The sequence below is a fragment of the Priestia filamentosa genome (genome assembly GCF_900177535.1).
GTDB classification, from domain to species: domain Bacteria; phylum Bacillota; class Bacilli; order Bacillales; family Bacillaceae_H; genus Bacillus_I; species Bacillus_I filamentosa.
The window spans coordinates 87,327-111,935 of sequence record NZ_FXAJ01000004.1 but is presented as its reverse complement, the minus strand read 5'-3'; the positions used below and the strand labels follow the sequence as shown (position 1 = coordinate 111,935).

The following is a 24,609-nucleotide window of genomic DNA, read 5'->3' as shown; positions in this document are numbered from 1 at the left end:
CTTCTGTTTTCATTTTAAAACAAAAAAAGTGCCTTAAAAAAGGCACTTCCTTAACCAATTTTTTTAATTCCACTACATCATAATCCCACCATCAACGTGCAGGGCTGTTCCGTGAACATATCTTGCTTCATCAGAAGCAAGATAAAGATACGCATTTGCAATGTCTTCAGGTTTTCCAAGCTCTTGAGCTGGAATTGTTTTCACAAGATTATTAATGACCTTTTCGGGCATGCTCTTAACCATATTTGTTGCGATAAATCCAGGCACAACAGCATTCACATTAATTCCTTTTCGAGCAAGTTCTTTTGCCCATGTTTTGGTCATTCCAACAACAGCTGCTTTGGATGCAGCGTAGTTTGTTTGCCCAATGTTTCCATACACCCCTGATACAGATGAAGTGCTAATGATTTTTCCTTTTCCTTTTTCAATCATATATGGCACAACAGCTTGAGTACAATGGAAAACACCTGTTAAGTTCACATCAATAACTTTCTGAAAATTTTCCACAGACATCTTTGTTAACATAGCGTCTCTTGTAATACCTGCATTATTAATCAAAATGTCCACTGTTCCAAACTTGTCGACTACGTTTTTTACCATGGAGTCTACGGAATCACGGTTTGCGACGTCTACTTTAAAAAACTCGACAATACCGCCTTTTCCTTGAAGTTCTTCAACACTCTCATTCCCAACTTTTTCATCAAAATCAGCGAGTGCTACCTTTGCTCCTTCTTCCATAAAACGCTTGGCTGATTCAAATCCTAACCCACTTGCTGCTCCTGTAATGATCGCTACTTTGTTTTCTAATCTCATTCTTATTCACCCCTCTTTTTTATTTAGAAAGTGATTCATTTCATGGAGAACTTGATCAAGTGCATCGACAAGTGGAGAATGTCCACACTTATTTAATTCCACATATGTGCCAAATTCACCTAGGTCAACAGTAATTTCCCTTGTCATTTTTTGTGTGATAACATAATCCTTGTCTCCATAAAGGATTAAAACAGGTATTTGAATGTTTTGAACTTCATTACTTCCTTCCTTAAGCCCGTTATGATCGTTACTTAAATTGAAGGAATTTAAGCTATAATAAACGTCTGCTAAATTGCGCTGTGTTGTCATATCTTCTAAATAGGATTGATATCGTTCTTCTTCCGGTTTCTCATATACATAAACAAGCGAATCCCATACAGCTCGGAGAAAGGGATAGTTTTTCGTCTCATAAGCTGTTACCATTGGAGCAATCCGACTATCTCCCTCAACTTCTTCTCTAGTTGAAAGACGGTGATTTACATTAGGCCTTCCTAACTCGTCCATCTCATAAAGTGGATATCCTCTAGTCGAGACAGATGATATTAAAATAAGATGATGACAGTCATCTGGATAAAGTGCCGCATACTGTAAGCAAACTCCTCCACCAAGTGACCACCCAAGAAGTGCAAAATCTTTCAGGTGAATTTGATCAACAAAAAGTTTTACATCTTTCGCAAAGTCACGTATATCTTCAACTCGTGTATTATAAGTGGATTCACCAAATCCTCTTAGATCAAGCGCATAAATCTTATATTTTTCATCCGCTTTTTCTAAAAAGGTATCAAAATGCTTCGATGATGTCATATTTCCATGGATGAGTAATAAAGGAACCGATCCTCCTTCCCGCTCTCGGTATCCTAATGTTTCTCCATTCGAAAGCGTTGTCTTTTTCAGTAGCACTTTCTTCATAAGCATCCCCCTATATTCCCATATAGTTAATAGGTTTATACTTTTGTTTACCCTTTCCCTCGCCGTTTGAACTAGTTTTAATAACTAAAGCTTTATTTTTTCTGCAGAAGACCTTCTACTTTTACATTATTCAATATTCTTCCTTTTCATGATTGCAAGATTAATTTAATTTATTTTTCAAACAAAAGGAACTGTCATAGGACAGTTCCTTCAGGGCTTAATATTTTACAAGTATTTTATCCTCTTTCTCGCTTTCGTTGCTTATAGCCTGTTTTCGTATTTAGATGAATTTCAATTCGCTTTCCTACAATCCACAGGATTACGATAACAGCAAGTACAATAACTGTTTTAAGAGGCTCTCTAAAAAATGATCCGATATCTTCTCCAATATAGCTTATCGCAAAAATCATAACCATTTTCCCCGCCATAACGGCTAAGGCAAACTGAGCCATACTAACACGGGATAGCCCTGCAACGACATTGATGGCTGCTGAAGGAGTAAAAGGAAAGCATAGCATAATAAACAAAGGACCAAAGCCGTGACGCTCGAGCCAATCCATGACGCGGCGCACTTGCTGATGGCGATGTAGAAAATTGAAAATGCGTCGCTGTCCATATTTCCTGACAAGTAAAAATACGCAAAGTGCTCCTCCTACTGCTCCGAGCCAAGATATAAGAAACCCTAGCCACAGTCCAAATGCCGCCGAATTAGCTACAACAAAAACAAACAGCGGCAAGATTGGAATAAAAGCTTCAAGGAAGGGTAGCAAAATACCAGGTAAAAGACCAAATGACTGATATTTATTAAGCAAGTCTAAAATGTTCTCTAGTGTAAAAAAATGCTCTACTTCATTCAATGCCCAAGCTTCCTCCATCTCTTCATAACTTTTATCCTTGTTCTTATTTTATCCCATTATAGATTTTCTTGTACAGTTTGTCCTCTTTTAAGGACATAAGCCTGTTTTAAGTCTTTTTTAATGGGGTAAAGATTATCAAAATAAAAGGCTTGGTTGCTCTGTTACAGTACAGAACAAATAAATTTTTTAAAAATTATAAATTCTAGTTGTATTTTCGCTTTTTCGTTTATATACTAAAAAAAAGGCGCAGGGGTGATTCTCATTAAAAACGAAAATTCTTACACTGAGATGATGAAGTCGCTAGCCCATTCACGGAGAAACAGAAAGGACGAAAACCTGTTACAGATGTACATCCAAATGGTTATTGATGATTCCCTTTTCAAACGCAAAAAAGAGATTTTGGAAACAGAGATTAATAACGCTTTAGACACAGGTGATCAGCAAACGTTCTACAAGTTAGCCGAGAAATATGCAGCCCTTATGAAAAGCACAACATAGCATGTAAAGCCCTTCATTTCTTGAAGGGTTTTTTTATATCTATCTTCAAATAAAAAAGAGGAGAAGCGTAAGCGCTTCTCCTCTTTTTTATGCTTCAGTAAACTGTGATTCTTCTGTTGAGCCTTTTAAAGCTGTTGTTGAAGACGTACCACCTGTAACAATCTGAGATACTTGATCAAAATATCCTGTGCCAACTTCGCGCTGATGTCTTGTTGCACTATAGCCATGTTTTTCACTTGCAAATTCTGCTTGTTGAAGCTCTGAATAGGCTCCCATACCGCGCGTTTTATATTTTCGCGCTAACTCAAACATGCTGTGATTTAAAGAATGGAATCCTGCAAGAGTAACAAATTGGAACTTGTAGCCCATTTTTGCGATTTCACGCTGAAACTCTTCAATTGTTTCTTGATCTAATTTCTTCTTCCAGTTGAAAGATGGCGAACAATTGTAAGCAAGCATCTTACCTGGGAATTCCTCATGTATTGCTTTTGCAAATTTTTCCGCTTGTTCTAAACTTGGTTCAGATGTTTCGCACCATACTAAGTCAGCATATGGAGCATATGCTAAGCCCCTAGCAATTGCTTGATCAATACCTGCTTTTGTGCGATAGAAACCTTCTGGTGTTCTTTCTTCGCTCGCAATAAATTTCTGGTCAACAGGGTCAATATCACTCGTAATCAAATCAGCTGCATCTGCATCTGTGCGTGCAATAACAAGCGTTGGTACTCCCATCACATCTGCTGCTAAACGCGCTGCTATTAAATTTTTCACAGCTGTTTGAGTTGGAAGGAGTACTTTTCCACCAAGGTGGCCACATTTCTTTTCTGATGAAAGTTGGTCTTCAAAATGAACCCCTGATGCTCCAGACTCAATCATTCCTTTCATCAATTCAAAAACGTTTAACTGACCACCAAATCCTGCTTCTGCATCTGCTACGATAGGAGCAAAGTAATCAATTTCCCCTTCTCCTTCAAGATGCTGAATTTGATCTGCACGCTGAAGAGCTTGGTTAATTCTCTTCACAACACTTGGTACACTGTTTGCTGGATATAAACTCTGATCTGGATACATATGTCCTGAAAGGTTTGCATCAGCGGCAACTTGCCAGCCGCTTAAGTAAATAGCTTTCAATCCTGCTTTTACTTGCTGTACAGCTTGATTTCCTGTCAAAGCTCCTAAAGCATTAATAAATTGTTCTTCATGGAGACCTTTCCAAAGTTTTTCGGCTCCGTTCTTTGCGAGCGTATATTCAATATCAATCGATCCTCTAAGCTTAATAACATCTTCTGCTGAATATGGGCGTGTAATACCTTCCCATCTTTTATCGTTTTTCCAGCTTTGTTCTAATTTTTGTACGCGTAAATCTTTCATTTCTTCATCCCCTTATTGATGAATTTTTCATAAAAGCATTGACGACATTCTAAAACAAAAAGCTGTTCATCTTCTGTTATACTACAGTTTGTATTTACGTTAATTATTATATAACAATAGATTAAAAAACGGAACTACTTTTTTGAAATTTTTTACTGTTTATAGCTTCTTTTATTTTTCAAAATTTATCATACTTATTTGTGTTGTTGAATATATTGCATTCTCTCTAACATTGGAGGATGTGTGTACTGAAAAAACTTCACAAGAGATGGTGGATTAACTTGACTAAGACCTGCTTTTGAAAGCTTTTGAAACGAACTTACTGCCGCTTCTTTATCTTCAATAAGTTCGATAGCATACTCATCTGCTTTCTTCTCGTGAACGCGTGATACATAGTTTGTTAACGGACTTGCAGCAAAACTAAGCATCGAAATAATGAGAAGAAGTAAAGGAACGGTTGCAAGCGAACCAAGAGAAGAAATCTCTATTTTCTTCTTATAGCGCATATACAAACTCCCGATTATTTTGTGTACAAGATACAATCCAACAAGCGACAAAACGAGCGATCCAAGCAATCCGTAATAAACATGCTTCATTGTGTAATGACCCATTTCATGTGCCATAATAAATAAAATTTCATTGTCTGTTAAACGTTCTAGGGTTGTGTCCCATAACACAATTCTTGAGTTAGAGCCAATTCCTGTGACATATGCATTAAGAGCATTTGTTTCCTCAGATTTATCCACCTCATAGACATGGTCTGCTGGGATATTTGCTTTGTCTGCTAAGCGGAGAATCTTTTCTTCTAATTGTTTATTTTGAAGTGGAGAAAAATCATCATAAAGAGGAGCAATAACAACAGGTTGAATAAAAGTTAAAAATAAGGTAAATGGAATTGATAAAATCCACGTATAGAACCACCATCGTTTTTTTGTATAACGAATAAGCATATAGATCACATGAATAATAATAATCATTAGGATATAATTAAACCAAAAATCAATAACTTGTTCTTTGATCCAATCATGCAAAGATTGAACAGAAATTCCGTATTTTAATGACAATTTATAGCGGACCCATTGTAATGGAGCACTTAGAATAAGTGTTGCAAGTGATAACCAGAAGAGGTAAATAACCGTTTGCATAAAATTGCGTTTACTTATTTTTTCCGCCCAAATATTGAACGTCTTTGACCACCCCCACATGAGCAAAAAGAGCAGAATGAGCCATTCATATGGTGCTGATAAAAGCGATAAGAAATTACGGATTGTGGAATATTCCTCGCTTAACAGCAGTTCTTTTGATGTCATAAACGTTTGTGGATCAACGCTTGTTCCTTGTAGCTCATGTGGAATCTCTGCACTTGCTCCATACAGATACCCCCATAGAGCAAGTCCGTAAACAATAAAAAAAAGAAAAACAATAATAAACTTTTTTTTCACAAATATGCTCCTTCCTGTCCAACTTTCTATTATTTAGTTTAAGTCTTTTTTTCTATTTTAGAACTACAACTCCTTTCTGTCTTTTTCCATAAAAAAAAGCCTTCACCAAGTGGAGAAGGCTGAAGGGTAGAATTATAAATGAGTTGCTTCCTCTTCTGAAAGCTTCTTTTTTAAAGCTCTTCGCAAAATCTTTCCTGTTGTATTCTTAGGCAGTTCATCTAAAAATACAATATTCTGTGGAACTTTATATGGAGCAAGATGTGTTTTGCAAAATCCTAAAATCTCTTCTTCTGACACGACCTTTTTCGTTACAACATACGCTTTTACAACTTCGCCATACGTCTCATCTTTTTCCCCTATAACAGCGGCTTCAACGACAGCTTCATGTTCGTACAACCGTTCTTCAACTTCTCTTGGATAAACATTATATCCACCAACAATAATTAAATCTTTTTTACGATCAACAATATAAATATATCCGTCTTCATCCATACGGGCTAAGTCACCTGTATATAGCCAGCCATCTTTTATAATGTGCCTTGTTTCTTCTTCAAGCTTATAATAGCCTTTCATGACATTGGGGCCTTTCACAATAAGCTCGCCTATTTCCCCAAATGGTACTTCTTCACCTTGTCCATCTACAACTTTATTTTCCACATTTACAATACTAACTCCCACAGATCCTTCCTTTTGTATGGTGCTCCTAGGAGGGTTAAAACAAGTTACAGGCGAAGCTTCTGAAAGTCCATATCCTTCTCTAATCGATATTTGGAACTTCTCTTCAAATTCGCGTAGCAAAGCACCAGGCATTGATGATCCTCCAGAAACACACAGACGTAGACTTTCTAATGCTTCTCTTGTCCCATTTTCGTATTGACAAAGAAAGTTATACATTGTTGGTACTCCTGCAAAGATGGTTGCTTTTTCTGTACTAATATACGAAAAGACTTGAGAAGGACTGAATTTTGGAAGAATCAAAATTGTAGCACCTGCTATAAGCGGTGCGTTAATACAAACTGTTAAACAGAAAACATGGAACATTGGTAAAACGGCGATAATACGGTCAGACTTCGCTATATTTAAGTATGTGGACGTATCTCTCGCATTGCTGTAGATATTAGTATGGGTCAGCATCGCTCCTTTTGGTTTCCCAGTTGTTCCAGATGTATACAAAATCATTGCTACATCTTCTCCATCGATTGGAATAGGAAGCAATGTACGTTCAAGCAGATGCAGAACTTCTGTGAACGTATGTACCTTTCCCTTAAGCCGTTTAGATACATGAAAAGAGTCAGCTTCTGCAAGTTTTTCTGTTGGACAAACAATAATATTCTTCAAGTAAGGTTCTCGCTCTAAGGAGTTCAGTAAACTATTGATTGAAATCACTGTTTTTACATCACTGTCTTGTAAGATATATTGAATTTCACTTTTCGTATAAAGTGGATTAATAGGCACAGCAACAGCCCCTGCTCGAAGTACTCCATATAGTGACACAATAAAATGATATGAATTATTTAAAAGAAGTGCTACATGCTCACCTTTTTGAACTCCTAGCGTTTGAAGGCCTGAGGCAAACTTTGTTGCTTGTTCATCTAACATCTTATACGAAACAATGTAATCTTTATATTTGTAAGCTGTTTTCTCACCATCTTCTTGTGTTTTCATCGTTAAATTTTGTAATATGTTCATTTTCTCCCTCCCTTAAAATAAGTGTTCTTACCCTTTGGTCTCTCCTGCTGTTACTCATCCCCCACTTTTTTTATTTTATAATTAATTTTCTTAATTTTCAAAATAAAAAAAGCTCAGAAGAAACAAAATGTTTCTTCTGAGCTTTTTAGTACACAAGATCAATAAATTCCTCTTTTGTTACATTTCCAAAATAATGTTTAATATCAACATCATCGAGGGCTTTAGCAACCTCCTGACGCTCATAACGGATCCCTGTAAGCTTCTCTTCAATTTCCTCTACATTTCCAACTCCAAAGAAATCTCCAAAGATTTTACATTGCTCAACTTGTCCTTTTTTCACTTCAAGACGAACATCAATTTGTCCAACTGGAAAACGGTTTGAATGTTGAAGGTTGAACTTTGGTGATTTGCCGTAGTTCCAATCCCAGTTTTGGTAACGTTCTTTTGATATTTCGTTAATTTTTTTCCAATCTTCTTCAGTAAGTTCATAGCGCTGTATGTTCTCTTCTCCATCGAAAATATAGTTTAGAATAAGCTGTTTAAATTCTTCCGTTGTTAATTTTTGCTCTAAAAATTCACTTATATTCGCTACTCGACTTCTAATGGATTTGATTCCTTTTGATTCAATTTTATCTTTTTTCACTTTTAATGCAGAAACAACATTTTCAATCTCTGAATCTAAAAGAAGTGTACCATGACTAAACATACGTCCTTTTGTTGAAAATTGGGCATTCCCGGAAATCTTTCGTCCTTGGGCAATAATATCATTACGACCGCTAAGCTCTGCATCTACACCTAATTTTTCTAAGGCTTGAATTACAGGCTCTGTAAACTTCTTAAAGTTATGAAAGCTCTCTCCATCATCTTTTGTAATAAAACTAAAGTTTAAGTTTCCTAAATCATGATACACAGCACCGCCACCAGATAAACGACGAACAACATGTAAGCCTTGTTCCTCCACATATTTAGTATTAATCTCCTCGATTGTGTTCTGGTTTTTCCCGATAATGATAGATGGTTCATTAATGTAAAATAGAAGGTACGTTTCTTCGATATCTAAATGTTTTAAAATGTACTCTTCAATAGCTAAGTTAATTCTTGGATCTGTAATATTGTTATTGTCAATATAAAGCATACAAATATCTTCTCCTTTTATGTATTCCATGTGAATCCGCTATAAGCAAGCTCTACATTTCCTTTAAATAACTCTTGAGCTTCTTCTTTCAAACAGTTAATATCTCCAAAATGAGGGAGATGAGAGAGCAGTAGGTGTTTAACGTTCGCTTCTTTTGCGATAAATCCAGCTTCTTCACTTGTCATATGACCAGGACCTTCTCCATTTTGCCCCTTATAAAAGTTACATTCACAAATAAGTAAGTCAGCATTTGTTGAAAAAGGAATAAACTCGTCTTGATAGCTTGAATCAGCTGTAAACACCACTGTTTTTTCTTCCGCTTGAATTTTCATCGCAAAGCATGGAACAGGATGTTTTGTTTTTAAAAACTCAATGTGAAAAGGTCCAATTTGTAATTCTTCTTCTGGATTATATTCTTTTCCAACTGTATCTCCTTCACTTGTTAAAGAATGAAAGCCATCCATATTATAAGTATGTCCATAAATCGGCAATGGATTGCGTTTGTTTCCAAGACTCCCTTGAATCTTTAAGGCATATTGTAAAACACCAACATCTGCAACGTGATCATGATGATAGTGTGAAATGATAACAGCATTAAGCTCAAATGGTTCTATGTAATTTTGAAGCTGTGCTAATGCTCCGCTTCCGCAGTCTACAAGAAGATTAAAGCCATCGTATTCAAATAAATAAGAGGTTGTTGCTTCTCCTTTAGCAGGATAACCACCCCAATATCCAACTGTTGTTACCTTCATTGCGTTAAAGCCCCCTGTTCATTTTCTGTATTGAAAGGTTACACGGAATAGAAATTTTCCATTCTATTATACCCGAAAAACTATGCTCTACCTATTCAGAAGCTTCTTCATTTACAGGCTAGGTCATTTTATCATTTTTATATATTGTTATAAAACAGTTGACATTTTATTTTCTGTTATAATACAATGATATTAACAAAATTCGTGTTAGGGGGAGTTAAAATGATCGAAAAGATTACAGAATTTTTCAGAAATTTACCACCTAAAAAATGCCGAGATTGTGGAAATACAATAGAAGAGCAGCATGAATGTTATGGAAATACGTGTAATAACTGTTTAAATATCAAATAAAAAAGGAAGGCTTAGAGCCTTCCTTTTTTATTTGATATTTAAGAAATTTGTTGTGTCTGTAGGAGATTAAGCACCTTTTGAACAGCTGCTTCACCTTGATCAATACAGTCTGGCAAACCTAGTCCTTCATAAGAACTGCCTGCTAAAAATAATCCTGGCATTGTATGCTCAAGCTGATCATAAATTGTTTCAATTGTGTTTTTATGGCCAACTGTATATTGAGGCATTGCTCGTTTCCAGCGTGAGACAATAGAAAACTCAGGAAGACCTTCAACATCCATAATTCGATTTAAATCTTCCAGTACAATCCGTACAATTTCTTCATCAGATAAATCTACAACAGCTTCATCACCTGCTTTTCCAACATAGCAACGAAGCAATACTTTACCTTCTGGAGTTGTGTGCGGCCATTTCTTATGTGTCCATGTGCATGCTGTTATAGTATAGTCACCATTTCGAGCTACAACAAACCCTGTTCCATTAATGTCTTGTTTGACAGCTTCTTTTGGAAAAGCCATTGCAACTGTTGCAACGCTTGTGGCAGGCATGTCCTTTAGCGGCTGTAAAAGAGAGCATTGAGGAAGAAGTGATTGAGCAGCATAGTGAGGTGTTGTCACAATAACGCTATCTGCGGTAATTTTCTCTCCGTTACTTAATGAAAGATGAAATTTACCATCTGACTCATGCATAGAATCTACTCGAACTCCTTTTTGAACAGCAGTAGGCTCTAAATGTTCTTCGACTGCATCCACAAGAGATTGCAAACCGGTTTTTAGTGTTAAGAACTGCCCTTTTGCTTTTCCACCATGTGAAGATGACTTTTGACGGAGATCTGTGATTTTTTTCATTCCAAAAATAAGGCTTCGGTGCTCTTGCTCTGCATGATAAAACTGAGGAAAAGTCGACATAAGGCTTAGTCGATCAATATCTCCTGCGTATATACCAGATAAAAGCGGTTCAATTAAATTTTCCACAACTTCGTTGCCTAAACGACGTCTAAAAAAGTGACCAAGCGACTGATCTCCTTTTTCTTTTGTTTTAGGTAGAATGAAATCTGCTGCAGCTCTTACTTTTCCCATTGGACTGAATAATCCGGTTGTAAGAAACGGAGAAATTTCAGTTGGAATGCCCATTACAGCTCCTTGTGGAATAGGGTGCAGCTTCTCCCTTGCTAAAACGTAAGATTGACCTGTAGAGTTATTTGTAAGTTCTTCTCCAAGACCTACTTCTTTTACGAGTCTTGCTGCACTTTGCTTTCTCGCTAAAAAGGAATCAGGACCTCTTTCAATTGTGAAACCATCTCGCTTCATCGTCTGAATTTTTCCACCTAGACGATGACTTGCCTCTATTAAACGATAATCTATCGGTAGTTTTTTATCTTTAATCTCTTTCTGCAAATAATAAGCAGCTGTAATGCCGGTAATTCCGCCACCGATAATTACAACTTTTTGGCGTTTTTCGCTCAATTGTATCATCTGCTTTCTTTTTTATTGTTATTGTATTATTTGTAGTCTAAATTATTTCTAACATATTTGCGAACTTCTGTAACCGGACAGTTATGACAGTTTCGTGACACCCAAAAAGAAACTACGCAAATATATGCGTAGCTCCGTTTGTGGTTTTTAATTATTTTGGTTGCTTTACTTTGTTTAAAACAACTGTTGCTAAGCCATCAATAAACTCATCTTGAGCGTTTGGCATAGCTGGTCTGTAGTATTTCCCACCAATTTCATCTGTCACAACTTTACATTCATAATCATTGTCGTATAGAACTTCAAGGTGATCGGCTATAAATCCAACAGGAGCATAAACAAAGGATGTATATCCTTTCTCTTCATAAAGCGCCCGAGTTAAATCTTGCACATCTGGTCCAAGCCAAGGATCTGGCGTATTTCCTTCGCTTTGCCAGCCAATCTCATAGTTTTTAATTCCCGCTTCTGTTGCGATAAGGTCAGCTGTTCTTCGAAGTTGATCAGGATAAGGATCACCTGCAGCGATAATTTTCTCTGGCAAGCTATGAGCCGAAACAATTAATACAGCCTTTTCTCGTTCTTCCTCGCTCATATTACTGAAAATATCTTTAATGCGTTTCGCCCAATAGTTGATGAATTTTGGCTCATCATACCAGCTTTCAACTGGGTGAATTTTTAATCCTCCTAGTTTTTCTGCTTCTTCTACTGCCCGTCCATTGTAAGATTTCACACTATAGCTTGAGTAGTGAGGAGCGAGCACAAGACTGATTGCTTCTTCAATTCCATCTTCATGCATTTTAGCTACTGCATCTTCAACAAAAGGTTCAATATGTTTTAAACCAAGATATGATGTAAACTCAACTTCTTTTTGAATGCTATTTAAATGCTCTTCAAGCTTTTTCGCTTGTTCTTCTGTAATACGAGCAAGCGGGGAAATTCCACCGATTGCTTTATAGCGATCAGTAAGATCCTGCAGCATTTCAGGAGTTGGTTTCCGTCCTCTGCGAATGTGAGTATAATAACGTTCAATATCTTCCTCTTTGTAAGGCGTTCCGTAAGCCATTACAAGTAAACCCATTTTTTTTGCCATTTTTCTGCACCTCATTAAAACACTATATTTTAAAATAATTATCTTTTAATAATAACTATTATCTATTTTCCCATGAATACGACATAATTTCAAAAGATAAGGTGGCTTTTTTCATTATTTTTGGCTCGAGTACTCATGAATGAACGAAGTTAGTCGCTTAAGCGTATCAGGATTTACATCTGGGAATACACCATGTCCTAAATTAAAAATATAGTTTGGCGTTAACATTCCTTGATCTAAGATTGCTTTTACACGCTCTTCAATAACAGGCCATGGAGCAAGTAAAATCGCCGGATCTAAGTTTCCTTGTACTGTTTTATTTACTCCAAGTGCACGAGCTTCGTTAATAGATAAACGCCAGTCTAGACCCACAACATCAAGCGGCAAATCATTCCACTCGTGAACAAGATGACTCGCTCCAACACCAAACATAATAAGCGGAACACCTTCATTTCGTAGCGAACTAAAAATCTTTTCCATTGTTGGTTTAATAAACGTCCGGTAATCTTGGACATTTAAGGCTCCAACCCATGAGTCAAAAATTTGAATAGCTTTAGCTCCTGCCTTAATCTGTGACTTCACATATGTAATCGTCATATTAGCAAGCTTATCCATTAGAGAAAACCATATCTTTGGTTCGGCATACATCATTGCTTTTGTTTTATTATAGTTTTTAGAAGGGCCTCCTTCGATCATATAACTTGCTAATGTAAAAGGAGCTCCAGCAAAACCAATAAGCGGAACATCGAGCTGTTCTGTTGTGAGTAACTTAATTGTTTCTAACACATAAGGAACATCTTCCTCTGGATGAATTTCTCCGAGGTTTTCAACGTCCTGTAAGGCACGAATTGGATTACTAATAACAGGGCCAATACCTGTTTTAATATCAACGTCAACACCAATCGCTGGAAGCGGTGACATAATATCTTTATAAAGGATTGCAGCGTCTACTCCGTATTGTTCAACAGGCAGTCGTGTAACATATGCACCGAGTTCTGGTTGATGTGTAATTTCAAAGAGAGAATACTTTTCTTTCAGTTTTCGATATTCAGGCTGTGAACGTCCTGCCTGTCTCATATACCATACAGGAACATGATCTGTTTTTTCCCCTCGACATGCTTTTAAAAATGTTTCATTCATAAATTCCTTCACCTTCCCTATCCATAATCCGGTATGTATATTAGCCTCTTATCCGTAAGAGGCTAATTTTCTTCTCCTTTTGCCACTATACCGATTTTTATAACGGTTGTATACTTAGAAGCTTCAGTTGTCAAAAAGATGTGCGATTCAGGAAGCTTGAAATCCAAAAAGAGACGGAGATACTTTATTTGACTTCTCTCCACGTTCTTTCGTTTGTGTGTTATAAGGTATAACGTAGAATGTTGAAGAACTAAAAACATTAGCTCCTTCCACTTCATATTTGCCCTTTCCTTTTACTTTGCCAACAAGCTTTGTTTCGCCTTCTTTTTCTTCATAAATATAGTAAACAACGCGTTTATCTCCTGAAGGAGTCCATTCTAGTGTTAAAGAAAACACGCCTTTATCACCTGTTAAGTCATCGATTTTCTCTAACCGAATCGGATCTTTTAAATCTTTTGTTTTCTTAGGTTTTTTAAATGACTCTTTCGTTTCAATAGAAGACTGTGACAGAATGTCTTTAAAAAGAATGGTTGGCTTTGAGCTTCCTCCAGTTAAATAATGAGAAGAGTTTGTCTTGTCATATCCCATCCACACTGTTCCTGTATACTGTGGCGTATATCCTGCAAACCAAACATCTTTATTGGCTCCCTTGACATTTGGAAAGGTTGTTGTACCTGTTTTTCCTGCAAGAGCTCCTGAGAACGTCCCGGCTGTTGCTGTTCCATCTTCCACAACTGCTTGTAGCATTTTTGTCATATACCACGATGTTTGTTTGGAAAATACTCTTTCTTTTTTTACTTTTTCAGTTTTTTTCACCGCTTCTCCGTCTGCTGTTTGAATTTTAGTAATAAAATGAGGCTCAACGTGAACGCCTCCATTAGCAAATGTTTGATATGCTGAAGCAATTTGGAGAGGTGTTACTCCCTCTCTTAAACCACCAAGCGCAATAGCAAGACCGTTATCTTCAATAGGCATATGGAGTTTCTCTAAATATTCCTTACTTTTTGGTACCCCAAGTTTGTTTAATGTCCACACAGCAGATGTATTAACTGAATCTTTTAATGCATCATACATAGTGATTTTCCCTCGGTACTCTTCATGGGCATTATGTGGTTCATAGCCGTTATATGAAACAACTTCATCTCTTAAAAGTGAATATGGCTTAAATTTTTTCTCTTCAAGAGCAGGTCCATAAACCGCTAACGGCTTAAAAGTAGATCCTGGTTGGCGCTTTATATTGAGACGATTAAGGCCTTTTTGAACATAATCTCTTCCTCCAATAGCAGCGGTGACTCCACCTGTTTTGTTATCAAGAAGGACAAAAGCGCCTTGTACGCTATCATCTGTTCCTGGAAAATAGCTTCCTTCTTGAAACAGTTCATATGCTTTCTTTTGCACGCTCGTATTTAACGGTACTGTAATTTCATAGCCACCTCTTAGAAGTTCTTCATTTGATAAAGAATACCTATCTTTGGCTTCTTCCATCACCATATCAAAATACGTAAAATAGCTAGGCTCTTTTGCACGTGTCACAACATCTGTTCCGAGCGTTTTCCCTTGAAGCCGTACCGTTTCCTTCGCTGATAAATATCCGGACTTCTCCATAAGTCCAAGAACGACATTGCGTCTTTCTAAACTTTTATCAGGATTTAGAATTGGAGAGTATGTTGTTGGTGCTTTAAGCATAGCAGCTAAAACTGCACTTTGGTCTGCTGTTAATTCTGAAACGTCTTTATTAAAGTAAACATGTGAAGCTGCTTGCACTCCATATGCTCCTTGTCCTAAGTACACTTGATTTAAATACATTTCTAGAATCTTATCTTTGCTGTAGCGATTTTCGAGATTCATGGCAATAATGGCTTCTTTTCCTTTACGCAAGAATGTTTTTTCATTTGATAGAAACACATTTTTAGCAAGTTGCTGGGTAATGGTGCTTGCTCCTTCCGCTTTTCCTCCTGCTAAAATATTTTTATATACCGCTCTTGAAATCGATTTTAAATCTATTCCATTATGCTCGTAAAAACGAACATCTTCTGTTGCAATAAATGCTTCCTTTACATGGTCTGGAATGTCTTCAATTGGAACAGGATCTCGGTTTTCTACGTATAGTTTCGTAATTTCCTTGCCGTTTTGATCCACAAGTGTTGTGGCAGAATTTAAAACCAACTTTTTCTCGTCGATAATGTAATCTCCTAAAAGAATAATAATGAAGTAGCCGATAACACCTACTAACAGGAGTCCAACAACGATTCCACCTGCAACAATTCCTTTCTTATACATTATTTTCACCTCTTCTTTGTGCCAAAACCCATTAGGGGGTTCTAAAACACTTCCTTCATGATAATAGAAAGTGTTGGAAATCTCCAGCCATATAAGGTTAATCTTTTTCTTTGCTCCACAAGAGAAAACATTCTATACTTTTAATATGAGTTTGGAAAAGCTTTCATATGCATAGTTTTGTATTTTTTTCCATAACTAAGCAAACCTATAGTGAGAGGTGATTTGATGAAGAAAGTTTATATTACAAATGGAACTGAAAATTATTTAGGTAAACTTGCAAATGAACATCTTCAGGAAAATACGCTTTTACTTGTTTCTCCTGACAATGCTGCTCTTCTTCACGAAACGGAAGGAGACACTTTTTTTAAAGAAGGACGAAATTACGAAGTACTAGATTCTGTTGGAGAGGTTGTCAAAAATGGATTTGCTGTTTTTAACAACATTCCTGTTACAGAAGAAGGGCGCCCTCTTTTTGAACACCGCTTCAAAAACCGAGCAGGAAAAATTGAGACAGAACCTGGATTTTTAGCTTTACGCGTACTGCGTCCAACAAATAGCGACACATACGTGATTTTTACTCTCTGGGAAGATGAAAAAAGCTTTCTTGATTGGAAAGAATCCAATTCTTTTAAGACTGCTCATAAGAAACAAGGAACGTCTGAAGGACTTGATCAGCAAAAACAAGTCTTTCCGAGACCATCTTATATAACATCATTCAGAGTAAAAGAAGCATAAAAAAAGCCTTCCGAATTTTCGGGAGGCTTCTTTTGTAGGTGTTTATCACAAAAATTTCTCTATCACATATGCTATATTACGTTAGGACGTAGGAGGCATAATGATGGATATGGGATTGACGCTTATTCACTGGACATATGTGCTCTTCATTTTTCTTATTATCGGATTTATGATCAAAAGACTTGATACAACCATTTTATGTATTGTAGGAATATTTCTCGTTTCTTTTATTGCCCATCCTTCTTTACCAAACGCTATTAGTAATGTATTTAATAGCTTTATTTACGCTATTACAGAACTTTTACCAACCATTTTAATTATTTGCATTATTGTTGCGATGAGTAAATCGCTTACTGCAACAGGAATTCACGATACAATGATCTCTCCTTTTGCAAAACTCATCAGAACTCCCACACTCGCCTATTGGATCACGGGAATTCTCATGATGAGCATTTCTTACTTTTTCTGGCCCTCTCCTGCTGTTGCTTTAATTGGAGCTATTTTGCTTCCTGTAGCACTTCGAGTTGGTTTACCTGCAATGGGCGTTGCTGTTGCAATGAACCTTTTTGGCCACGGTATTGCCCTTTCAGGTGATTTCGTTATTCAAGCAGCACCAAAACTTACGGGTGATGCTGCAGGTATTTCTGTTCATGAAGTTATCCAAGCAAGTGTTCCACTTGTAATTACAATGGGTGTTGTAACAACTTTTACTGCTTTTTTTCTGCTTAAGCGTGATTTGAAATTAGGGAGGATTTCTGTTGAACTCCCTTCAGCTAATAATTCGCAAACGCACAAACAGCTTCTCTCAAAGAAAACAAATAACATAATGGCCGCTATCATTCCACTCCTCTTTATAATGGATATCTTTCTTATGTTTAAGCTAAATCTTCAAGGAAGTGATGCAACAGCATTAGTCGGCGGTACTGCACTTTTTATCCTTCTAGCCATTGCCCTTTTAGGTCATAAAAGAAAAGGACTTGAGAAAACCACATCTTATCTTGTTGATGGTTTTCAATTCGGTTTTAAAGTATTTGGTCCTGTTATTCCAATTGCAGCCTTTTTCTATCTTGGAGATGCTGGGTTTACTACGATTGTAGGGAATTATTTACCACAGGACTCCAATGGAATTGTTAATGATCTTGGAGCTGCTCTCTCCGCTTCTGTACCGCTTACGAAAGAAATTGCAGCGGTTACTTTAACAGCAGTAGGAGCTATTACAGGACTCGATGGCTCTGGATTTTCAGGTATTTCTCTTGTCGGATCTATTGCTAAGATTTTTGCAGCTTCTATTGATGGCAGCATTGCTACCTTGACTGCACTTGGCCAAGTAGCTGGAATCTGGGTTGGCGGAGGCACTATTATTCCTTGGGCCCTTATTCCTGCAGCGGCAATTTGTAATGTAAGTCCTTTTGAGCTTGCTCGCCGCAACCTTCTTCCTGTGGGGATTGGCTTAGTTGTGACAACCATTGTCGCAATTATCCTTATGTAAAAAAAGATCTAGCATTTACGCTAGATCTTTTCTTCCCTTTTTGAAGACAGCAAGCGCAAGCGATATACATTCATTGCTGTCTCTCCTAAATGTTCAACAAGGCGGTAGTTTACAACAGCTCCAACAACAGCTCCTACTCCTGGAGCAAGTTGGAGTAGTTTGGCTAAATCTAGATAATCTCGATACTCCTGTTGAAAAGTACGCCAATCGATTTCCTTTTTAGGATTTTCTTCCCACTCTTTAATATTTTGTAAAACACTGTTCTTATGATCATCGCGACAAAAAGCAAGATGAAAGATGTGAAGAAGGTAAATTCGTTCTTCATATTTTTTAAGATCAAGTCCGTAAAGAAGCGCAATTTGAAACAAACACTTCATTTTGATAGATAAGAAAAGTGGGAAATCTGCCATTCCTAAAAATATTCCCCCTGCTCCTGTTCCCGCTCCTTCAAGCGATGCTGTTGTTTGATATCGCTTAATTGCTGCTTTTACTTTCTCCTCTCGCTCTTGGAAAGATGCTGGGAGTGGCTCTTTTAACTTTGTTGTATAATCAGAACCTGTCAAAACAGCACTCACCATCTTTTTCATTGCTTCTGTAACAACAAGATGAAAGCGCTCTGGAATTTTGTTGGAAATTCCTATTTGTGCTCTTTTCGCCGCCCTTTCAAACATTGAAGGTTTTTTATTCAGTTCATGTTTCCACATTTCTGCCATATAGAGAACGTCTTGTTCATAAGTCATCTTTTTCTCCCCCCTTGTTTACTATACGACTCAAAAGACAGTAAGTAGCACATTACTTTAAAAAAAGCACTAAAACAATTGTTTTAGTGCTTTTTTCTCATCTTCGCTCTCACATACTGATACGTGAACAAATAAAACACAATTAGAGAGGAAATAAAAGCAAGTATTCCTGCTAAAGGTGTATGAAAAACTGCAAGTAAAACACTTAATGCAAAAGCTTGCCCAGCAAGAATAACGAAGAAGAAACGCAAAAACGTTGCCTCCTTAACCGTCTCACTAATTGGATAAAGATTTATCCAAATTTTATAGTGATGATGCTTCCATAAAGGCATAAGCTGAATAGCTGTCATATATACAAAAAGGAGAACTGTCACAATATTTCCAATCGTAAATGGCAAGAAATATAAACAGAAGGCTCCAACAAACGTTAATCGAATGACAAGCCCTAAATAGCCTCCAGCTCTAAGGAAAGTTCGCGCATAAAGATGGTGATATGTTTCCTTTTGTTTATAAGGTATAAACTGTACTAAAACATCTAAATAGCGACGACGTTTTGGTTCATCTCCAACATTAGGAATATCTGTAAATGAATTAGCTAGTCTATAAAAAAGCATCATTCGCTTCTCCTCAAGAGAGATCAAACCTTCCCAATAAAAAGGACGCTTTTTTGTATCACTATAGAAGTATACTGTTAAAACGAGCAAAATGAAGAATGTAGCAATCCAAAAAAGCGGATGGGCGTCAACAAACAAAAAGTAAGAAACTAAAGCATTCAAAATATAGCGGAACACTACGCTATAGACATGAATCCCTTTCTCTGGATAACGTGAAATAGCCCATGTCATAAATAAATTAAGGCCTTTCACAACCGTTAGAATAAGCAAAATAAACAGTACGTTTTTAAATGTATTGTTCCCCATCGCCAAGTAAAGAGGTGCAAGCACTCCGACAACAATTAATAAAATGTAAAACTGGATCATATATGTTAACCAAAAAGAATTTCTTATATATGACGAAAGCCGCTTTTCCATTGGCAACAAGAATACTAAATCTCCATGTTTAAAAAACGTATATACTGTGCCTCTTGTTAAAAAGAAAGCAACAACAATTGCAATAAATGGGGCTCCATTAAAGTTTTCTGGCAAACCTTCAAGAAATTGCTGATAGTAATAAGCTCCAATCAAAATAAAAAAGATTAAAATATACTTTAAGTGATCGTTTAAAATATAGCGTCCATAGCGTCGAATTTCTTTAGCATTTTCTTTGAATCTTTGTCTCCATAGCGCATTTATGTCATTCATAGCCGTCTTCCTTCGTAAGTGCTACGTAAATTTCATCAAGGCTTGCCTTTGGCATACTAAATTGCGTTCTAAGCTCTTCAATTGTTCCTGATGCGTGTACTTTTCCATTATGTAAAATAATAAATCGATCACAATATTTTTCAGCAGTTGCTAAGATATGGGTTGACATTAAAATAGCTGCCCCTTGGTCTTTCATTTCCACCATTAAATCTAATAGTGATTGAATACCAAGTGGATCAAGCCCCAAGAAAGGCTCATCAATAATATAAAGTGAAGGCTGCACTAAAAAAGCGCACATGATCATAACCTTTTGCTTCATTCCTTTTGAGAAATGAGCTGGAAACCACTTTAGTTTCTTGTCCATACGGAACTCTTTTAATAAAACTGGCAAGCGCTTTTCATATGTATTTTCATCAATGTTATAAGCCATAGCTGTTAAACGTAGATGTTCTTCTAGCGTTAACTCTTCATATAAAACAGGTGTCTCAGGGATAAAGGTAAACTGTGATCTGTATGTTTCCATATCCTGTTTTAATGTTTTTCCATTAATAGAAATCGTTCCTTCACGCGGCTCCATTGTACCAATCACATGTTTGATTGTTGTACTTTTTCCAGCTCCGTTCAATCCGATTAATCCAACGAGCTCTCCCTTTTTCACCTCAAAAGAAATATCTTTTAATACAGGATTCCTCGTATATCCTCCTGTTACATTCGAAAGTTTTAACAGTGCAGTCATAATTAGACTCGCTCCCTTCCCTAAACAGTATAGCTCATACTTTCTTCTTTATAGTATCAAATTTTACTCTTTTGCACATTTCATCTCCCTTTTTGAAAAAAAAAAGAATGGATTGCATATTTTTTTTTAAACTGCACATTCTATATAACGAGGAAGGGAAACAAACAGTTTTTTCATCACATTGGTGAATGAGGTGTTTATCAAGGACAATTTACTTGTTCTATAAGGTATTTAAAGATACGGATATAAAACAAGGGGATGGTCGTGATGGAGCATAATCGTTAAGATTAACACATGAACAAGATAATCGTATATAGAGACAGAATCCATGATTCTAACTTATATACACATTTATTTTGTAAATGAGGTGTTTATCAAAGGCCAGGTAAGAAATTAACCTACGTTAAAAAGAACTTGTTAAATGAGGTGTTTGTGAACGACAAGTACCGGATTACCAAGTAGCTTGTATCCCTAAGAATTTGACGTATTAAAACCTTTTCCTTCTTCAAAAGTGGCAGGACCTTCAACCGTTGGTCCTGCCCTTTGTTTTTTTCTCTTTTTGACTTTCTTATGATAAAATAATCGTATAAAACAGTCAGAAAGGTGTTGTTTAGGAATGAAGCATGATGATCAATGTATCTTCTGTAAAATTATCAACGGAGACATTCCAAGTGCGAAAGTATTCGAAAATGAACATGTGTATGCTTTTTTAGATCTTAGTCAAGTAACAAAGGGACATACGCTTGTTATTCCAAAAGTACATACAAGAAATATCTTTGACTTAACACCTGAAGTGGCATCAAATCTATTTGAAGCAGTCCCTAGTATTGCTACAGGTATTAAAGAAGCTTTTTCAGCAGAAGGTCTCAATGTTTTAAATAACAATGAAGAAATTGCAGGACAAACCGTTTTCCATTATCATCTTCACCTTATTCCTCGCTATGGTAAAGGAGACGGTTTTGGAGCGGTATGGAAGACACATAGCGAAAAATACTCTAATGAGGATTTACAAGAAATCTCTCAAAACATTACGGATAAAATCAATTTATGACTCAATACCCGAATTATTTGATTAATAAAGTCAATATAGTTCGGGTATTTTTTATTTTAAATAATTATTAGAATTGTCCTCCATCTTCATCAAATTGTGATAAGATGAAATTATTATTTTTCATAAAGGAGAGTTTACTTATGGTACGCGCACACAATTTTAATGCTGGTCCATCTGCTTTACCGCTTGATGTATTAAAGAAAGCTCAAGAAGAATTAATTGATTTTAAAGGAACAGGCATGTCTGTTATGGAACTTTCCCACCGAAGCAAAGAGTTTGAAGACGTTCTAGCAGATGCAAAAGATCGTCTAAAGAAATTAATGGAAATCCCAGATACACATGAAATCCTCTTCCTTCAAGGCGGAGCAAGCTTACAATTTTCTATGCTTCCTATGAACTTCCTTCAAGAAGGAAAAGTTGGAGCTTATGTTGTGACAGGTTCATGGTCTAAAAAGGCTCTTAAAGAAGCTCAAAACTTCGGAGAAACAGTCGTAGTTGCTTCAACAGAAGATGATTCTTTCACACATATTCCAGAAGTAAGTGTAAACACGCTGCCTGAAAACACAGGGTATCTTCATATTACAACGAACAATACAATCTATGGTACACAGTGGCAGGATTTCCCTAACTTTGGAGATGTTCCTGTTTTTGCTGATATGTCAAGTGACATCTTATCAAAGAAAGTTGACGTATCTAAATTTGCTGTTATTTATGGAGGAGCTCAAAAAAACCTTGGTCCTTCTGGTGTAACAATTGTGATCTTACGCAAAGACCTTCTCAATCAACAAAATAGCGGACTTCCAACAATGCTTGATTATACAACACACATTAAAGCCAATTCTTTATTCAATACACCACCAACGTTCGGTATTTATATGCTTTCTCTCGTACTAGAATGGGTTGAGCAAAACGGCGGTGTTGAAGGCATCCAAAAAAGGAACGAAGAAAAAGCTGCTCTTCTTTATGATTTAATGGATGAGTTTCCTGAGTTTTATACACCTCATGCACGAAAAGACAGCCGCTCCCTTATGAATGTAACGTTCACAATGCCTAATGAAGAATTAACAAAAGACTTCCTTCAAAAAGCAAAAGCAGAAGGATTTATTGGACTAAATGGACATCGCTCTATTGGCGGATGTCGCGCTTCTATCTATAATGCAGTACCAATTGAAACATGCCAAGCATTAGCCCAATTTATGAAGTCTTATCGTGAAGCACACCTTCAATCAGTAAAATAGTTCCTTTTATTGTAACCTTGCACGTTTTTGTTATAATAAAAGATAGTTAGGTATTTAGTTTAGAAGCTTTAGAGATGAGTAGAGGAGAGATGAGAAATGAATACAAAAGTATTAGTATCACTAGCTTTATTAGTCGGGATGGGTGCTGTACTGCATGCCGTTATTCCACCTATTTTTTTAGGTATGAAACCTGACATGATGTTAACAATGATGTTTTTAGGCATTATGCTTTTTCCCCAAGCAAGAAATGTTTTTGTTCTTGCTATTGCTACGGGAGCAATCGCAGCTTTAACAACTTCGTTTCCAAATGGGCAGGTTGCAAATATGATTGACAAACCTTTAACAGCGTTCTTATTTTTAGGATTATTTTTAGCTGTTCGTCGCTACAAACAGTCTGTCGTATCAACAGCCGTTTTAACAGCTATTGGAACAATTGTTTCAGGGATAGTTTTCCTAGCAGCTGCTCTTGCACTAGGATCTTTCTCAGCAGCACAGTTCTTTGGGCTCGTGGCAGCCGTTGTACTACCCGCAACAGCTGTTAATACGTTTGCTATGATTGTAATTTACCCAATTGTGCAAACCATTGTTAAACGCTCTAAGATTACTTCTCAGATGTCTTAATGAAAAGAGCCTAGGTTTTATAAAACCTAGGCTCTTTTTAAACCACTAAATGTTTAAACAGGCTTATTTAGGTTACATAATATAGTAAGAGTGCCAGCAGGAAAACTGTAAGTGCTGTTCCTCCCTCAGCAGCAAGTCGTTTTCTAAGAACTCGTTTGGGAGGATATGAAGCTGATTTCTTCAGATCCATAAACCTCTTTCCTGTAATGGCGAACAAAAGAAAACTTGTTAAGAATAAACAAAAGATTATCCATGCCATGCTCCTACTTCCCTTCACTACAATTCGTTTATTCTAAAGGTATGCAAGGCATGTTTCTCTTATGTTGAACAAGGATAAGGAGCGTGTAAAAATGAAAAAAGCAGCATCATTTTCGTTAGGAATTTTATTTGGAAGTGTCACAGCAGGAACAATTGCATTATTAACAACTCCATGTTCAAGTAAAGACATGAAGCTGCGTGTAGCAGATTCTCGTGACACGCTTAAAGTTCAGCTGAAAGACATTAAGGAAAATGCTTTAAATGTAAAAAATGCGATTCAACATGTTGTAAAGGAAAGCAAAGAAACGTTTTCACAGCTTGCGCCGGAAGCAAAAGCATCAATTACAAATTTCCAGGAAGATATTGCCCCCCATCAGCGCTCAATTCAGAGCCACCTAGCTGAAATTGAGCAAAATATAAAAGGCTTAGAAGATAAACTCGGAAATCAACAAAAAAAGGAAACTCAAAGCAGTTAACTATCTTTTTATGACAAGCTAACAAGCTTGTCATTTTTTTATTCATTGCTTAGAAAAGTTTTCTCAACATATTGTAACAAGGAATGAATATTCATTTAATGTCATGAATATTCATTCCTTGTTTGCGCTTACATGCCTGCTCTCTATAGAGGTCATACCTCTCTA

At 36.6% G+C, this 24,609-nt stretch carries 24 protein-coding genes; 8 read left to right on the top strand and 16 right to left on the bottom strand.

The window, feature by feature from the left end:
* Positions 1-72: 72 nt before the first annotated feature.
* From fabG to B9N79_RS16735, 3 genes are all read right to left on the bottom strand, one after another.
* Entirely contained in the window at positions 73-813 is a 741-nt protein-coding gene (gene fabG, locus B9N79_RS16745; RefSeq protein WP_048896694.1) for a 3-oxoacyl-ACP reductase FabG, read from the bottom strand.
* A gap of 6 nt (positions 814-819) precedes the next feature.
* Positions 820-1,722, bottom strand: coding sequence for an intracellular short-chain-length polyhydroxyalkanoate depolymerase (gene phaZ / locus B9N79_RS16740; RefSeq protein WP_019393890.1), 903 nt, complete (start codon positions 1,720-1,722; stop codon positions 820-822).
* Positions 1,723-1,958: 236 nt separating this feature from the next.
* The gene (locus tag B9N79_RS16735) at positions 1,959-2,597 is read right to left on the bottom strand and encodes a TVP38/TMEM64 family protein (protein WP_019393891.1); all 639 of its coding nucleotides are present in this window, start codon (positions 2,595-2,597) and stop codon (positions 1,959-1,961) included.
* Between the two features lie 234 nt (positions 2,598-2,831).
* Between B9N79_RS16735 and B9N79_RS16730 the strand changes: the two genes are divergently transcribed.
* The gene (locus B9N79_RS16730; RefSeq protein ID WP_231573095.1) at positions 2,832-3,077 is read left to right on the top strand and encodes an IDEAL domain-containing protein; all 246 of its coding nucleotides are present in this window, start codon (positions 2,832-2,834) and stop codon (positions 3,075-3,077) included.
* 87 nt (positions 3,078-3,164) lie between these two features.
* Here B9N79_RS16730 and aceA read toward each other — a convergent pair whose 3' ends face one another.
* From aceA to B9N79_RS16705, 5 genes are all read right to left on the bottom strand, one after another.
* A complete protein-coding gene (aceA, locus tag B9N79_RS16725) occupies positions 3,165-4,448 on the bottom strand; it encodes an isocitrate lyase (RefSeq protein ID WP_040057175.1) in 1,284 nt (427 codons plus the stop codon).
* Between the two features lie 194 nt (positions 4,449-4,642).
* Positions 4,643-5,890, bottom strand: coding sequence for a M48 family metallopeptidase (locus B9N79_RS16720; RefSeq protein WP_040057176.1), 1,248 nt, complete (start codon positions 5,888-5,890; stop codon positions 4,643-4,645).
* Positions 5,891-6,022: 132 nt separating this feature from the next.
* A complete protein-coding gene (locus B9N79_RS16715; protein ID WP_046216711.1) occupies positions 6,023-7,579 on the bottom strand; it encodes a long-chain-fatty-acid--CoA ligase in 1,557 nt (518 codons plus the stop codon).
* 145 nt (positions 7,580-7,724) lie between these two features.
* Positions 7,725-8,714, bottom strand: a complete 990-nt coding sequence (gene lplA, locus B9N79_RS16710) for a lipoate--protein ligase (RefSeq protein ID WP_026009685.1) — start codon at positions 8,712-8,714, stop codon at positions 7,725-7,727.
* A gap of 17 nt (positions 8,715-8,731) precedes the next feature.
* On the bottom strand, positions 8,732-9,466 hold the full coding sequence (locus B9N79_RS16705; protein ID WP_040057178.1) for an MBL fold metallo-hydrolase: 735 nt from the start codon (positions 9,464-9,466) through the stop codon (positions 8,732-8,734).
* Positions 9,467-9,688: 222 nt separating this feature from the next.
* Between B9N79_RS16705 and yhfH the strand changes: the two genes are divergently transcribed.
* Complete coding sequence (yhfH, locus tag B9N79_RS16700) at positions 9,689-9,817, top strand: protein YhfH (RefSeq protein ID WP_082023562.1); 129 nt, start codon at positions 9,689-9,691, stop codon at positions 9,815-9,817.
* A gap of 38 nt (positions 9,818-9,855) precedes the next feature.
* Here yhfH and hemY read toward each other — a convergent pair whose 3' ends face one another.
* The 4 genes from hemY to B9N79_RS16680 all read right to left on the bottom strand — a co-directional run bounded on the left by hemY (position 9,856) and on the right by B9N79_RS16680 (position 15,799).
* A complete protein-coding gene (hemY, locus tag B9N79_RS16695; RefSeq protein ID WP_040057179.1) occupies positions 9,856-11,292 on the bottom strand; it encodes a protoporphyrinogen oxidase in 1,437 nt (478 codons plus the stop codon).
* A 151-nt stretch (positions 11,293-11,443) separates the two neighbouring features.
* Positions 11,444-12,379, bottom strand: a complete 936-nt coding sequence (gene hemH / locus B9N79_RS16690) for a ferrochelatase (RefSeq protein WP_085118698.1) — start codon at positions 12,377-12,379, stop codon at positions 11,444-11,446.
* Positions 12,380-12,493: 114 nt separating this feature from the next.
* On the bottom strand, positions 12,494-13,519 hold the full coding sequence (gene hemE, locus B9N79_RS16685) for a uroporphyrinogen decarboxylase (RefSeq protein ID WP_040057181.1): 1,026 nt from the start codon (positions 13,517-13,519) through the stop codon (positions 12,494-12,496).
* A 147-nt stretch (positions 13,520-13,666) separates the two neighbouring features.
* Complete coding sequence (locus tag B9N79_RS16680; RefSeq protein WP_040057182.1) at positions 13,667-15,799, bottom strand: transglycosylase domain-containing protein; 2,133 nt, start codon at positions 15,797-15,799, stop codon at positions 13,667-13,669.
* A 225-nt stretch (positions 15,800-16,024) separates the two neighbouring features.
* On the opposite strand from B9N79_RS16680, the gene B9N79_RS16675 reads away from it, so the two are divergent.
* Entirely contained in the window at positions 16,025-16,534 is a 510-nt protein-coding gene (locus B9N79_RS16675) for an antibiotic biosynthesis monooxygenase family protein (RefSeq protein WP_040057183.1), read from the top strand.
* 103 nt (positions 16,535-16,637) lie between these two features.
* Positions 16,638-18,023: a hypothetical protein gene (locus B9N79_RS16670; protein ID WP_040057184.1), complete on the top strand. Its 1,386-nt coding sequence runs from the start codon at positions 16,638-16,640 to the stop codon at positions 18,021-18,023.
* A gap of 20 nt (positions 18,024-18,043) precedes the next feature.
* On the opposite strand, the gene B9N79_RS16665 is transcribed toward B9N79_RS16670, so the two are convergent.
* The 3 genes from B9N79_RS16665 to B9N79_RS16655 form a co-directional block, all read right to left on the bottom strand.
* A complete protein-coding gene (locus B9N79_RS16665; RefSeq protein ID WP_046216710.1) occupies positions 18,044-18,763 on the bottom strand; it encodes an EcsC family protein in 720 nt (239 codons plus the stop codon).
* 83 nt (positions 18,764-18,846) lie between these two features.
* Positions 18,847-20,064, bottom strand: a complete 1,218-nt coding sequence (locus B9N79_RS16660) for an ABC transporter permease (protein WP_040057186.1) — start codon at positions 20,062-20,064, stop codon at positions 18,847-18,849.
* Complete coding sequence (locus tag B9N79_RS16655) at positions 20,057-20,800, bottom strand: ABC transporter ATP-binding protein (RefSeq protein ID WP_040057187.1); 744 nt, start codon at positions 20,798-20,800, stop codon at positions 20,057-20,059. Before B9N79_RS16655 ends, B9N79_RS16660 begins: the two co-directional genes overlap by 8 nt.
* Before the next feature lie 616 nt (positions 20,801-21,416).
* On the opposite strand from B9N79_RS16655, the gene B9N79_RS16650 reads away from it, so the two are divergent.
* From B9N79_RS16650 to B9N79_RS16640, 3 genes are all read left to right on the top strand, one after another.
* Entirely contained in the window at positions 21,417-21,851 is a 435-nt protein-coding gene (locus tag B9N79_RS16650) for an HIT family protein (RefSeq protein WP_019393908.1), read from the top strand.
* A gap of 140 nt (positions 21,852-21,991) precedes the next feature.
* Positions 21,992-23,089 carry a 3-phosphoserine/phosphohydroxythreonine transaminase gene (gene serC / locus B9N79_RS16645; protein WP_046216709.1) on the top strand — a complete coding sequence of 366 codons (1,098 nt, stop codon included), beginning with the start codon at positions 21,992-21,994 and terminating at the stop codon, positions 23,087-23,089.
* A gap of 96 nt (positions 23,090-23,185) precedes the next feature.
* Complete coding sequence (locus tag B9N79_RS16640) at positions 23,186-23,710, top strand: tryptophan transporter (protein WP_040057188.1); 525 nt, start codon at positions 23,186-23,188, stop codon at positions 23,708-23,710.
* Positions 23,711-23,777: 67 nt separating this feature from the next.
* On the opposite strand, the gene yhzF is transcribed toward B9N79_RS16640, so the two are convergent.
* Positions 23,778-23,969, bottom strand: coding sequence for a membrane protein YhzF (gene yhzF, locus B9N79_RS16635; RefSeq protein WP_046216708.1), 192 nt, complete (start codon positions 23,967-23,969; stop codon positions 23,778-23,780).
* A gap of 91 nt (positions 23,970-24,060) precedes the next feature.
* On the opposite strand from yhzF, the gene B9N79_RS16630 reads away from it, so the two are divergent.
* The gene (locus tag B9N79_RS16630; protein WP_040057189.1) at positions 24,061-24,444 is read left to right on the top strand and encodes a YtxH domain-containing protein; all 384 of its coding nucleotides are present in this window, start codon (positions 24,061-24,063) and stop codon (positions 24,442-24,444) included.
* Positions 24,445-24,609: the final 165 nt, after the last annotated feature.